Origin of the sequence: Anaerocolumna sp. AGMB13025, assembly GCF_029689925.1 — a bacterium.
Classification (GTDB): Bacteria; Bacillota; Clostridia; order Lachnospirales; family Lachnospiraceae; genus Anaerocolumna.
The window spans coordinates 5,870,195-5,882,811 of sequence record NZ_CP121445.1; the positions used below are offsets into that span (position 1 = coordinate 5,870,195).

General features: G+C 41.3%; 9 protein-coding genes, 1 tRNA gene and 1 pseudogene. 5 read left to right on the top strand and 6 right to left on the bottom strand.

The window, feature by feature from the left end:
- Positions 1-258: 258 nt before the first annotated feature.
- From QA584_RS24400 to QA584_RS24415, 4 genes and pseudogenes are all read right to left on the bottom strand, one after another.
- Positions 259-2,061, bottom strand: a complete 1,803-nt coding sequence (locus QA584_RS24400; RefSeq protein ID WP_278271708.1) for an ABC transporter permease — start codon at positions 2,059-2,061, stop codon at positions 259-261.
- Positions 2,058-2,741, bottom strand: coding sequence for an ABC transporter ATP-binding protein (locus QA584_RS24405; protein WP_278271709.1), 684 nt, complete (start codon positions 2,739-2,741; stop codon positions 2,058-2,060). The genes QA584_RS24400 and QA584_RS24405 overlap by 4 nt, the downstream gene beginning before the upstream one ends.
- A gap of 237 nt (positions 2,742-2,978) precedes the next feature.
- Positions 2,979-4,016, bottom strand: a complete 1,038-nt coding sequence (locus tag QA584_RS24410; protein WP_278271710.1) for a sensor histidine kinase — start codon at positions 4,014-4,016, stop codon at positions 2,979-2,981.
- Positions 4,013-4,710 (bottom strand): annotated as a pseudogene (locus tag QA584_RS24415) (response regulator transcription factor). Before QA584_RS24415 ends, QA584_RS24410 begins: the two are co-directional and overlap by 4 nt.
- Before the next feature lie 588 nt (positions 4,711-5,298).
- Here QA584_RS24415 and QA584_RS24420 point away from each other — a divergent pair.
- The gene (locus tag QA584_RS24420; RefSeq protein ID WP_278271711.1) at positions 5,299-5,991 is read left to right on the top strand and encodes a hypothetical protein; all 693 of its coding nucleotides are present in this window, start codon (positions 5,299-5,301) and stop codon (positions 5,989-5,991) included.
- Positions 5,992-6,258: 267 nt separating this feature from the next.
- On the opposite strand, the gene QA584_RS24425 is transcribed toward QA584_RS24420, so the two are convergent.
- Both QA584_RS24425 and QA584_RS24430 read right to left on the bottom strand, forming a co-directional pair.
- Positions 6,259-6,330: transfer RNA gene (locus tag QA584_RS24425), tRNA-Asn, on the bottom strand.
- A gap of 124 nt (positions 6,331-6,454) precedes the next feature.
- Positions 6,455-7,462: a LacI family DNA-binding transcriptional regulator gene (locus QA584_RS24430; protein ID WP_278271712.1), complete on the bottom strand. Its 1,008-nt coding sequence runs from the start codon at positions 7,460-7,462 to the stop codon at positions 6,455-6,457.
- A 197-nt stretch (positions 7,463-7,659) separates the two neighbouring features.
- Between QA584_RS24430 and QA584_RS24435 the strand changes: the two genes are divergently transcribed.
- From QA584_RS24435 to QA584_RS24450, 4 genes are all read left to right on the top strand, one after another.
- Positions 7,660-8,958, top strand: coding sequence for an extracellular solute-binding protein (locus tag QA584_RS24435; RefSeq protein WP_278271713.1), 1,299 nt, complete (start codon positions 7,660-7,662; stop codon positions 8,956-8,958).
- 124 nt (positions 8,959-9,082) lie between these two features.
- On the top strand, positions 9,083-9,970 hold the full coding sequence (locus tag QA584_RS24440; RefSeq protein WP_278271714.1) for a carbohydrate ABC transporter permease: 888 nt from the start codon (positions 9,083-9,085) through the stop codon (positions 9,968-9,970).
- Positions 9,970-10,815: a sugar ABC transporter permease gene (locus tag QA584_RS24445; RefSeq protein WP_278271715.1), complete on the top strand. Its 846-nt coding sequence runs from the start codon at positions 9,970-9,972 to the stop codon at positions 10,813-10,815. The genes QA584_RS24440 and QA584_RS24445 overlap by 1 nt, the downstream gene beginning before the upstream one ends.
- A gap of 25 nt (positions 10,816-10,840) precedes the next feature.
- Entirely contained in the window at positions 10,841-12,598 is a 1,758-nt protein-coding gene (locus QA584_RS24450; RefSeq protein ID WP_278271716.1) for a glycoside hydrolase family 13 protein, read from the top strand.
- Positions 12,599-12,617 lie beyond the last annotated feature (19 nt).

Consider the following 12,617-nt stretch of genomic DNA (forward strand, 5'->3'; position numbering starts at 1 on the left):
CTACTTTGAAATTATGAATCTAAAAAAGATTAGTCTGATTTATATGAGTCTCATATATAAGTCTCTGCAATTAAAATTAGCATGACTAGGAGTAAATTGTCTTTGTATAGGTTTAAGCATGGATTATATCACTACTCAATTTCTACCAAATCTTTATATAAAACGAAATATTCGAAACCTCATTAGGTAACTTCTCGTCTGCAAATTACAATCAAATATGATGTAGGTATTTACTGCAGTTTCTGCACCCAAACTATGTTACAATTCATTGATTGTGTCAGTAATCGCCATATTCCGAATTCGTTTCGCCGGTGTATAGACCGCAGCAATGGCAGCAGCAAGTACAAACAGAAGAATCACAGCAAGTGCAGTCACAGGAAAACTCCAGACGGCATAGCTAAAATGTGTGGTAATCAGATTATCATATAATAGCTTGCTCATGAGCAAGCCAACTACGCAACCGACCACACAACCTGACAAAGCATACGCGGCGGCTTCGGCGGCAATCATTTTTGTAATCTGTTGCGTATCCATCCCGACAGCACGCATCGCCCCGTACTGCTTGATTCTTGCGGACACGCTCATGGAAATACTGTTCATGATATTCAGCACCGTCACTGCTGTGATGATTCCCAGAAAACCGTACACGAATAGCAAAAATGCCATATAGGTGCTGGAGGTCCGCTGATCTCGCTGATCTCGGAAGGTGTATTCATTGCCTGCTATGTTATGGATTGCTTCCACGTCCTCATCCGATGCGCCGCTTGTTGTCTGCACCATGACAAGAGAATACCCGGAAATGCCGGTCAGACGGGCAAAGGTTTCACCGGAGGCAATGAGCGTGACGGTTCCGTGGGTGCTGCCATCTTCGCAAAAGGGGTTGTATTTCAGCAGTCCTGCGATTTCTACTGTTTGGCCCGCTACCTGTATTTGATCTCCAATTGCAATAGGGGTTTTCTTATCCCAAACCGCAAGCACAGCCTGGCTGTCTCCATATACTTTAGCAAGATCGCTCCCTTTTCGGAGCTGGTGATCTTTTACCAGGCATTCCAGATCAAAGTCATCATAGGCAATTAGATCAATCGCACTTGACCCGGCATTCACCCCGGCGGCAATATCAAGGCTGCTTCTTCGACCAAAAACGCGTTTTACCCCTGCCATGCCACTGATTTTATCCAGCAGCCCAGGGTCGATGGAATTGGTACCGTCGCTGCTTGCAATGTTGATGTCTGCAGTGCTTGAGGACTGAGGCATGATATATCCCACAAGGTCAATCATTACAGAGAAACTCAAAAATAAAATGATGCTGAGGGCAAAAGAGCTTGTCATGAGTAACAGGTTCTTTTTGCCTGATACGGCGTGATGAATGCCCAGCGCCGTTTCGATTCTAAGAAATCTGGCATTCGGCACATGGCTTGATTCTTTTGCTGTGTCTGAATTGCCTGATACCGCCATGACCGGTGATACCTTTGCCGCGCGTTTGGCCGGAGATCTTGCGGCAAGCAGCACGGTGACAACGCCCATTAGAATGCCGCTGATAATTCCAATGATGCTTACGCCAAAAAGCGGTATATCGGCAAATTCTTCACCAACAAGAAAGCGCAGTGCCCCACACAAGCCCCATGTGGCGGCAACGCCAAGGAGTACGCCAATGGGAACCGCCGTTTTGCACCAGTTAAGCGCCTCTAGCCGGACAAACCGGATGATTTGCTGGCGGCTCATGCCGATGCAGCGCATCATGCCAAAGAATTTTGTTCGCTGGGCAACGGTGCTGTTCATACTGCTTGAGATCATCAGAACACCTGCAAGCAGAATCAGGAGGAATAATACTGCTGCCGCACCAAACAAGGTCTGGGCCATTGTGCTGCTGAAAAGGCTTTGCAGCGCCTGACTGCCATGCTTGCCGATTAGCCTGCCTGCTTCCATCCGCACGCCCATCTCTGCCATACTGAACACGGCAGTGACCAAAAATACTGCAAACACAATGCACAAAAGCGTCATACGGTTTTGCCGTTTATGTACCTTTGCAGAAATTGGTATCAAACTCAGATAGCTTTTCATTCCAGACACCTCCCAAAATCAGTAAGCATGCCGTCAGAAACCCGCAGCACGCGGTCAGCGGTTTGGGCGATGCCGGGGCTGTGGGTAATCATTACAATGGTCTGTTCATACTTTTTGGCGGCTTCTTTAAGAAGGGCAATAACCTCGCTGCTGTTCTGAGAATCCAGGTTTCCGGTCGGCTCATCTGCCAAAATCAGCGATGGACGCGTATACAGCGCACGCCCGATGGCCACTCTTTGCTGCTGCCCACCGGATAACTGGCTGGGGAGGTGATTACGTCGCTCTTTTAGACCCAGCACCGTCAGCAATTCCTCCAGATACTTCTTATCCGGCTTCTGGTAGTCGAGCAGCACCGGGAAAATTATGTTCTGCTCCACCGTCAGCTCAGGAATTAAATTAAACGCCTGAAAGATAAAACCTATGTTTCTGCGGCGAAAAACTGTCAACTGACGTTCTTTCATTTTAAAGGTATCGTTGCCGTCAATAAAGACTTTGCCGGAGGTTGGCGTATCCAGTGCCCCAAGCATATTCAGCAGGGTGCTCTTGCCGGAGCCGGATTCGCCCACCACTGCGACAAATTCGCCTTTGGGAACTGTAAAGCTGATATCTTTTAATGCGTGTACAGCGGCTTCGTCACTGCCGTAAATTTTACAGATGGATTTTACTTCTAATAAGTTCATTATTGTACCTCTCTTTCTCTGTCTATATTGGTAATTGCGATACTATTTAGTTTTCTGAATCTATCCTACAATTAATACGAATTTCATAGCTTCAGATGCCCTTTGTGCAAGATTCAGCTCTGAAATTGTATTAATCCCATGGTAGATCGATACAATCGTAAAGTTTCACAATTGCCTATATGTCTATATTCTAAGGAAAGAGTATCATACGTTTCCTACAGTAAGATGAATTCTATCCTACAATTTTGTAGGAATTAAAAATTCTATGATAAAAGTAGTTCCCGCCCCCAACTCACTTTCAGCTTTTACTGTCCCGCTGTGGGCTTCAATAATGGATTTGGCAAGGGACAGCCCCAAACCAATTCCTTGTGTATCCTTTGAAAATTTACTACGGTAAAACCGTTTGAAAATGTGATACAAGTCTTCGGGATGAATGCCGCAGCCGTCATCTTCGATACGAATTTGAAGGATTGCAGAAACTTGTTTCCACGAAATCTGAATCCGATTACCCTTTTTCGTGTGGTCAAGCGCATTTTTAACGATATTGTCCATTGCCTCCGTTAACCAATCCCGGTCACAAAGCAAAGTAACCGCAGTGTCACCAGTCAAGCGGATTTCCTTTTCCTCCCGCTCGGCTCGGAACGCAAAGTGCTTTTGAACACGCTCCATCATTTCAAATACGTTTTCTGTCTGTTTCTCAAAAACAACTGTCCCAGCATCCATTTTGGTGATTTTCAAAAGGTTTTGTACCAAAGTCTCGATTCTGCCCAGCTCCTGTTCGGATAGAGTAGTAAACTCCTCGATTGCCTGGGGATTTTCTGCTTCGCTTTGCAGAATTCCATTATAAATATTGAGGGCTGCAAGAGGTGTTTTTAATTGATGTGAAATATCTGCCATGGTATTTTTTAAGAATTCCTTGGATTTTTGTTCCTGTTCCGCATGGGCATTCAGGATAGAAACCAAAGTATTGACCTCGTGAAACAGCCGATATAGTTCGCCCTCATCATTGCACATAATGCGGGCATCCTGATTTCCGGACATATATTCTGTAATTTGAGTCACCGCGGCCTCAATGGTTTTGTTTTGCTCCTTAAAATATTGGTAGCAAAACAGTAGGATTGCCAGTGCCATGCACAGCGCGAAGAAAAATATGGATAGCGCCCCAGGAACAAAGGATAAGCCCATCAGAACCGATGCGGCTGCCACAAACACAGCAATGCACGCTACTATCTCAACGAAAAGAAGTTTAATTTTTTGGTTCGCCAGGATTTTCATAATGCACCTCGATCAGCAAAATTCCACTTATACCCCAAGCCCCGCACCGTGATGATCCTTTTGGGATTACCGGGGTCATCTCGATTTTCGTGCGCAGTCTGCGGATATACACTGTGAGCGTATTGCTGTCCACATAGTTTTCCTTGCAATCCCACAGCTTGCTTAAAATCTGTTCCGGCGAAAGCACCCTGTCCGGGTTTTCTATAAATAAACACAGCAGCTTATATTCGCTGGCGGTCAGTTCAATAATTTCACCGTTTTTTGCTACCTCACTTTTCAGCAAATCAACCTTTATTCCGCCTGACACCAGCTCAGTATCTACTTGATTAAACTGTTCACTTCTTCGGAGCAGAGCATTAATCCTTGACAGAAACACTGCCAGTTTAAAAGGCTTTGTGATGTAGTCGTCACCGCCGATATCAAGCCCCATGATGATGTCGGTTTCTTCATCGGCAGCAGTTAGAAACATAATGGGTACTTTTGATGTCTGTCGTATCTTTTTGCATAATTCAAAGCCTGAGCCATCTGGTAGTGAAACATCTAAAATCACCAGATCATAGTTATCCTCTGCCCATTTTATGTTCGCTTCACAGATGGTGCGGGCAAGGTCCAACTCATATCCCTGCTTTTTTATAGAGAAGGATAACCCATTGATTAAACTTATATCATCTTCAACTAAAAATATTCGTTTCATTTACTTCTACTCTCCTTGGAGTCGTTTTTTATATTACTCGTATTTTATTTTTAAGTGCAATTATATTATCGTTGTTTTGAGATGAACCCGCAACTCACGGTAGAACAGGAATGTTAAACTTCCACAGGGTTGCTTGGCATAGAGGTACTGCCTTCGTATTCTCTGTGCCTGCTTAAACCATTTATGAAATTCTTTTTTCGCTCTGCTGTTTTTGTTTTTATAAACGGGGCGTTCCTTTTGCTCGATACGTTCCTTTTTGGCATGCTAAAGCTAGTAAATTCGCTCCTATTCCTGCATTTGCCAGGTCAGAAGCAATGCGGTCTAGGTATTCTTTCTTATTACCAATTTGCTTGCAGGTCCGTCCGCTTTTTCTGCTTTTGATTACAGTGATAGGTCTGGTGTTTGCTTTTAAATCAGTATATCATAGAGAATTGGTATTTAAAAATAAAATTCTTCAAATCTTTACAAGCGTCTAAATCTAAGCTAAGATGTAATAGGAGTTGAATCCATTTCATTTTGCAACATAAATACTACTCAAGATCAATGAAGATAGGATTCTATAATAAAGCAAATTTTTAGGAGGTTATCATGAAAAAAATAAGAATAACAGGCATATTAGTAATAGGGATTTTGTCCATATTAATTTTTGGTCAAACAATGAAAAGCAATGCAGATACTAAAATGAATGAAAATAATTTAATAGCCGAATTAAAAGACAAAGACATTTCCCTATACTATGACCAGAAGACAGATTCCGCTATGCTAAAAGGCTTTTATTTAAAAATGGGTGATACTATTCAGTATTTTGACTGGGAAAGTATCGACAAACCTGGGTTTTATCCAACTCTTAGTTTGATCCAGGATAAATACATAGCAATTATCTGCACCTTAGGAGAAGGCTCTGGTTTTAATGAGCAACAGCTGCATATCATTAATAAAGCCTCCCTTGAGGAAATGAACTATCAAAATCCCTTAGAGGTGCTTAATAAACAAGTAAAGACAAAGGTGAAAGCACCCAGTGTACATATAAGAATCGGCAATACTATATGGAAATCCTCGTATCCTGAGGTAAAGAATTTCACTAACTTTTTTAAGACAGTTTCTTACGAAAATATAATTACTTATGAGGTTTCGAATAATTCCTTTAAAGTAACTTTAAAAGCACAAGTTAGCCCTTCTCTTTTTATTGGTGAATTTGAAATCAATTATGGTATGGACAATAAAGGGGACGGATTTATTCCAGATACTATAAACTTTAAATTTGAAGATATTGAACTATAAGGAAAAATTAAACCCTATTCTATAAAAAATTATATAAAAATACTCACCGCTCAATGAAGTGAATCCCTTTTCTTAGATTATTATCTAACAAAAATGGTTCACGTCAATGAATGGTGAGTATTTTTCCGTAGTGATAAACAACATGTAAGTTTTTGCAATAATAGAGAATGTGGTATGAAAGAATTTGAGCATCTGGTTCCAGACTCTAGCGCTGGTGTGATGTCACATCCTTGACACCTTAAAATAACTTTCCTAACAATAAAAAAACTCCCCGAGTTGGGCTCGAACCAACAACCCCACGGTTAACAGCCGTGTGCTCTACCATTGAGCTATCGAGGAATACATCTGTAATTTTAATACTGTCCCTCGCTAAAGTCAAGTAGTAATTTTAGATTATTTATACATTAGTAATTTTAGATTATTTATACATTTTTTCAATAAATTTCTACAATACAGAAAAATACTATGTGGTCTTACCATATATCACCACCGGAAGTGTGGTATAGGTCTGTATCTGGAGGGACGGATTATTTAACTTCCTAAGCATCATAATACCGGCTTGTACCCCCATATCGTAAACATTGATGTCAATTACCGTAAGTTTCGGTTCGATTATTTCCGAATAAGGATAGATGTCAAAGGTAAGCACCGCGATATCCTCCGGTAACTTAAGGTTTAACTTTTCTATGGCTTTTATGACACCCACTGCAATGGTATTGTTTTCACAGGTAAGGGTTCTGGGTGGTTTGTTGGAATTAAGCAGGTTCATGGCTGCCTCATAACTTTCTTCCCTGCCGGAATCGGTGTAATATATCCGTTCCGGGGCAAGCTGATAACCATAATTATACAAAGTCCCGATAAAGCCTTTCTGGCGCTGCATGGATATATAATCCGTTTTTTTACCGCCGATAAAGGCGAAATCCGTATAACCTCCCGCTATCAGGTGCTCAGCTGCAAATTGGCCCGCCAAAGCATGATTGGTATCAATCCAGCATAACTGGGTTTCAAACCCGGGGTGCCCTATGACAATATGAGGAAATTGCCTCTTTAATATCAACGCGGCAGTTTCTTTATTGATGGCAGAACCATGGATAATCATACCGTCCGCACTCTTTTTCGCCATTACTTTCTCTACTGATTCACCCTTATAAGATTCTTCGGAGGTATCTAACAGGGTCATCATATAGCCCGCTTTGGATAATTCTTTATTAACCCCGCACATGATATCAAACATATGAGGATTATGATAAGCCTCACCCTTACCTAAGGAAGTTAAAAATACTATATTATCCGTAGTCTGTCTTGCAAAGCTTACAGCTCTCGAATTTGGGGTGTAATTTAATTTTTGAACTGCTTTATTCACACGCATTATGGTTGCCGGTGATATGGTCGTCCAATTATTTAGTACTTTCGAAACAGTTGAAATGGATACTCCTGCTTCCCGTGCGACATCTTGAATGGTTACAGACATAATTATTCTCCCGAAATATTTGACATTTTTATAATTATAGTATAGCGCTTTCCTAACAAAGTCAACTATTTTTACAATTTTTTATTGACCTTACCCCTTCTTACTTGTTAATATAGCTAAAGAAAGCAGCTAATATTGGCTATTCTGATATAATTGTTAGGAAATCGTTTTCCTATATGAGAAGGAGAGGTTAATTTATGAAACGTATATTGAGTATTCTTTTAAGTCTTTTATTTACCTTAAGTTTATTATCCGGCTGCAGTAGCAAGCCGGATGCTGTGCAGGAAACAGGTAAAGGGACAAATCAGCCGGCTTCCGTTGAAGCAACAGCAGAAGTAACAACAAAAGAAACTGCAGAAACTGAGCCGGTACAGCTTACCATCTGGCATGACGGCGACGAATCCATCATGGCAGTCATGGAGGAAAAATTAAATGACATGCTTCAAAATGAAAGTATTACCGTTCAGTTCAGCAAGAAAACCGGACTGACCGACCAGTTGAAATTATACGGCAACGATTCTGCTAACGGCCCGGACATGTATTTTTATGCCCAGGACCCTATCGGAACTTTTTCTGAGATGGGTATTTTGGCACCCATTACAGATTTTATCAGCCGCGAAACAATGTCTGACCTGCTTCCCATGACTCTTGAGGCCGGCAATTATAAGGATATGCCCTATCAGCTTCCAATGTATTTTGAAACCTTACTGTTTATTTACAATAAGGATTTATGGAAGGGAGAGATACCTACTACTACCGAGGAATTGTATGAATATATGACTGCCAATACGGATACACAGGCAGGTACCTATGCGGTTGTTAATCAGCATTCAACCGCTTATAATGTGGCACCTTTCATAAATGGCTTCGGCGGCTCCATTATAAATCAGGATGCCGTACCTGGCTTAAACCTTCAGGAAACAAAGGATGCGGTAATTTATAATAAGAAGTTTGCAAGTCTTGAGGCGGATGGTGACTATAATACCGTGGGTACTTTATTTAATGAAGGAAAGGCTTCCGCCATTATCGGAGGACCCTGGCTCATTGCAGGTATGAAATCTGCCGGTATTAATCTTGGTTTTAAATCCCTGTCGGATTTTATACTGCCAAACGGCAAAGGGCTTGCACCATATTCCGGTGTACAAGGGTTCAGCGTGTTAAAATATGCGGCTGTGGCGAAAAAAGAAGCCATTGCGAAAGTTTTAGAGGTTCTGTCCGGTCCGGAAATCAGTCTCGAATTAGCGAAAAAATCCAACTGCGCACCGGCTAATATAAAAGCTTACGAGGATATAGACGTAGCTGCCAATGAAATGATAACCGCTATTAAGGATACTGCCGAAACCGCAGTGCCTATGCCCAATATTCCGGAGGTGAGTGTTATGTGGGGACCAACGGAATCCTTTTTGGCTACTGTTAATAAATCCGGAGAAGATGTGGATAAATCAGCCAATCAGTACCAGCAGGAAGCTTTAACTGCTATTGCTGATATGCAGTAATTCCACCGGATATAAATACAGGGACTAATGTACCTTGTATAACGGATCAAAAATCCCGGGGGACTGCCGCAAGACCACCGTTTTGCACTGCCCCCCATTTATTAAGTGAAAGGTCTGACTTTCTATGAAAAGAAAACATAAATACCTGCCCTGGCTTTATACCTTTCCTGCATTTTTACTAATCGGAACCATTATTATCTTTCCTATTGTTTATACAGGATTCATTTCTCTGACCAATATGAGTTTATATCATTGGCAGGATTACACAATAAGCGGCCTGGAAAATTATCAGAGGGCGCTATTAAAGGTTGACTCCGGGTTCTTGATGGCATTGTTAACTACAGTGTTATGGACTATTTGCAATATGGTGCTTCAGGTTGCAATTGCTTTTTTGATTGCCCTGGGCTTAAATGTACCGGGTTTAAAATGGAAAAGGTTCTATAAAACCCTCCTCATGTTTCCCTGGGCTATGCCGGCTTATGTATCAATACTGTTATGGCGTGTGGGTATGTATAATACGGAGTTCGGACTTTTAAACAAGCTGGCTGCATTCCTTGGAATTCCCAAGATTAATTATTTATCCGAAAATATACCGGCCTTTTTGTCCTGTATGATCTTAAATCTTTGGATGGCACTTCCCTTTATGATTATGATGATAGACGGTGCCCTGCAAAGCATAGATAAAAACTGTCAGGAAGGTGCCATGATAGATGGTGCCGGCTTTATAAAAAGAAATTTCTATATAACTATCCCCGCCTTAAAGCCTATTATTGGACCTGCCATAGTAATGACGGCTTTTACCACCTTTAAGCAGTTTGATATTATTTACCTGCTTACCATGCAAAAAGGTGCTTTATCCGGTGCTACCTTACAAACCATCATAACCTATGCCTACCAGAATGCGTTTGTATCTAATAATTACGGTTTGTCATCCGCCGTATCCATGATCATATTTTGTATGATTATCCTATTTTCAATCACATTAAATAAAGGCATTAAGGAGGATAACTGATGATAAAGAAGAAAACCAGACAAAAACTCCGGTTATTGCTGTTAAACGGGATTTTCCTTGTTCTATGCCTGTCGGCATTAGTACCGATTCTCTATGCCCTCTCCATGGCTCTTAGCCAAAGCGGCAGCGGACTTTCTTCCGGTACTGTTCTATTCCCCGAACATCCCACACTGGAGAATTTCCGTATAATCCTGTTTGATAAACCCTTTATGACCTGGCTTAAGAATTCCATCCTCTTAAGCGGCGGAACTGTTCTAATTGCCATCGGGTTTGCGGTCTGGGCCGCCTATGCATTTTCCAGATACCGTTTTAAGGGCAGAAAAACGGTATTGCAGCTGCTCTTATTATTAAATGCCTTTCCCCAGATTCTTACCATGTTTGCTATATTCCGTCTGATGAAAACCATGAATTTATTAAACCGGCATATAGGACTGGCTATAATTTATGCCGGCTCCATGTGTATATTTGCTATATGGAATTTAAAAGGATATTTTGATTCCATTCCCATAGAGATTGAGGAAGCTTCTAAAATAGACGGGGCAAATGACTCGAAAATGCTTTTAAAAATTATTTTGCCGCTTGCAAGTCCTGCCATCATTGTAACCGCTGTTATGGTTCTAATTTTTGTTTGGAATGAATATTTATTTGCCACTACATTTATGTTAAGTGAAGGAAATTACACACTGGCAAGCGGCTTATATCAACTGCAGACCGGCGATTACGGACGTAACTGGCCTTTATTTTCCGCGGCCTCCATCTTAGTCTCAGTTCCTGTCTTAATCATATTCTTTTGCATACAGAAATATATGGTTTCCGGCCTGACTGCAGGCGGTGTAAAAGGATAAAATCACACACTTAAGGAGTTAATTCATGAATAAACGAGCTATTTTACATATCCCCCAGTCCCAGTATGCCTTTCCGCGTACGGAAAAAATCATGACCATCCGGCTTCGCACAGCAAGTGATGACCTGACTTCCTGTACCTTGTATTATGGTGACCGGGCATGCTGCGAGACCCCCGTGAGTTTTTACCCCCTGCCCATGGCAGTTGTAGCTAAGGACGAGCTGTTTGATTATTACGAAGTTACGTTTGACAGTCCATTTAACCGGTTATGTTATTATTTTAAAATAGAAAAAGAGGAAGAATGGACCTATTATTATGGGGATCAACTTACCAAGGAACTGCCTGATATACTCCTTAACGGAACTATTATCGAAGGACGCAGCGAATATTACCAATATCCTTTTATCTTGCGGGGAGAAATACCGGATGTTCCGGAATGGTTTAAAAAAGCAGTTGTATATAATATTTTTCCTGATAGTTTTGCCAATGGAAATCAAACACTTATCACCCAGGAAAAACAGATTTTAACTGATACAGGTTTTCCATCTAAAGCGAAGCTGGGAGGAACGATAAAAGGAATCACTGAAAGTCTTTCTTATATTAAAAACTTAGGTTTTACCTGTATCTATTTAAATCCTATTTTTATGGCAGGTGAATATCACAAATATGATATTCTGGATTATTACAGGATTGATCCCTGTTTTGGGAATGAAGAGGATTTTCGTGAACTGGTTGAAAAAGTGCATGAAAACCATATGCATATAATAATAGACGGTGTGTTTAATCACTGCGGCTGGTATTTCTTCGCTTTTGAAGATGTAGTTAAAAACGGGGAATCTTCAAAGTACAGAGATTGGTTTTATGATCTGAAATTTCCGGTGATCCGTCCTGTACAGGGAGAGACCCCGACCTATGCCTGTTTTGCTTACGAAGGTAAAATGCCGAAATTAAACACCTCCAACAAGGTGGTTGCGCAGTATTTTGCAGATGTATGCAGATACTGGATCCGAAAATTTGGAATCGATGGCTGGCGTCTGGATGTGGCCAATGAGATAGACCGGGATTTCTGGAGGGTCTTTCGGAAGGCCGCCAAGGATGAAAACAAAGACATCGTTCTGATTGGGGAAGTATGGGAAAATGCAGATGCCTGGCTACGCGGAGATATCTTTGATTCTACCATGAATTATGATTTCAGAAAACATTGCAGGGATTTTTTCGCTCTTGGTAAAATCGATGCTTTTACCTTCGGGGCACATATTTCCCAGATGCTGCTCAGATATCCGTACAACATTACCCTGGGGCAATTAAATCTGCTGGACACCCATGATGTATCACGTTTTCTGTCTCTTTGCAGCGGTGATATAAAGAGGTGGAAACTTGCCTTTATTACCCTTATGTTATTACCCGGTGTCCCAAGTCTATTATACGGAGATGAAAAGAAAATTACAGGTTTAAAAGAAGCCGATTACAGAAGTCCCATGCCCTGGCAGTCAGAGGAAGAGGAACTTGAGAATTTCATCCGTTTCATTATCAGTCTTCGAAAAAAATACATCGGTATAACCTCAGAATATCAGGTAATACCTGTACAAAAAGGAAGTTACCTGTATTCCTTTTACCGGACTGATAATCGGACCAAATTACTGGTGATTATGAATGCCGGGGATACTACGGAAGGGTTTAAACTACCCTCTTCCTCTCAGCTTTTAACAGGCGAAGGCTTCCGCCTTAGAGAACCGGATTTAGCGGAAATTCAGGCAATTGGTTACGGAATCTGTCTGCTTTAAACCTTTTTTCAAATTCTAC

What these genes read in the sequence shown, in the direction of transcription:
- QA584_RS24400 (WP_278271708.1), bottom strand. Translation starts at nt 2,061, where the DNA reads ATGAAAAGCTATCTGAGTTTGATACCAATTTCTGCAAAGGTACATAAA.
- QA584_RS24405 (WP_278271709.1), bottom strand. Translation starts at nt 2,741, where the DNA reads ATGAACTTATTAGAAGTAAAATCCATCTGTAAAATTTACGGCAGTGAC.
- QA584_RS24410 (WP_278271710.1), bottom strand. Translation starts at nt 4,016, where the DNA reads ATGAAAATCCTGGCGAACCAAAAAATTAAACTTCTTTTCGTTGAGATA.
- QA584_RS24420 (WP_278271711.1), top strand. Translation starts at nt 5,299, where the DNA reads ATGAAAAAAATAAGAATAACAGGCATATTAGTAATAGGGATTTTGTCC.
- QA584_RS24430 (WP_278271712.1), bottom strand. Translation starts at nt 7,462, where the DNA reads ATGTCTGTAACCATTCAAGATGTCGCACGGGAAGCAGGAGTATCCATT.
- QA584_RS24435 (WP_278271713.1), top strand. Translation starts at nt 7,660, where the DNA reads ATGAAACGTATATTGAGTATTCTTTTAAGTCTTTTATTTACCTTAAGT.
- QA584_RS24440 (WP_278271714.1), top strand. Translation starts at nt 9,083, where the DNA reads ATGAAAAGAAAACATAAATACCTGCCCTGGCTTTATACCTTTCCTGCA.
- QA584_RS24445 (WP_278271715.1), top strand. Translation starts at nt 9,970, where the DNA reads ATGATAAAGAAGAAAACCAGACAAAAACTCCGGTTATTGCTGTTAAAC.
- QA584_RS24450 (WP_278271716.1), top strand. Translation starts at nt 10,841, where the DNA reads ATGAATAAACGAGCTATTTTACATATCCCCCAGTCCCAGTATGCCTTT.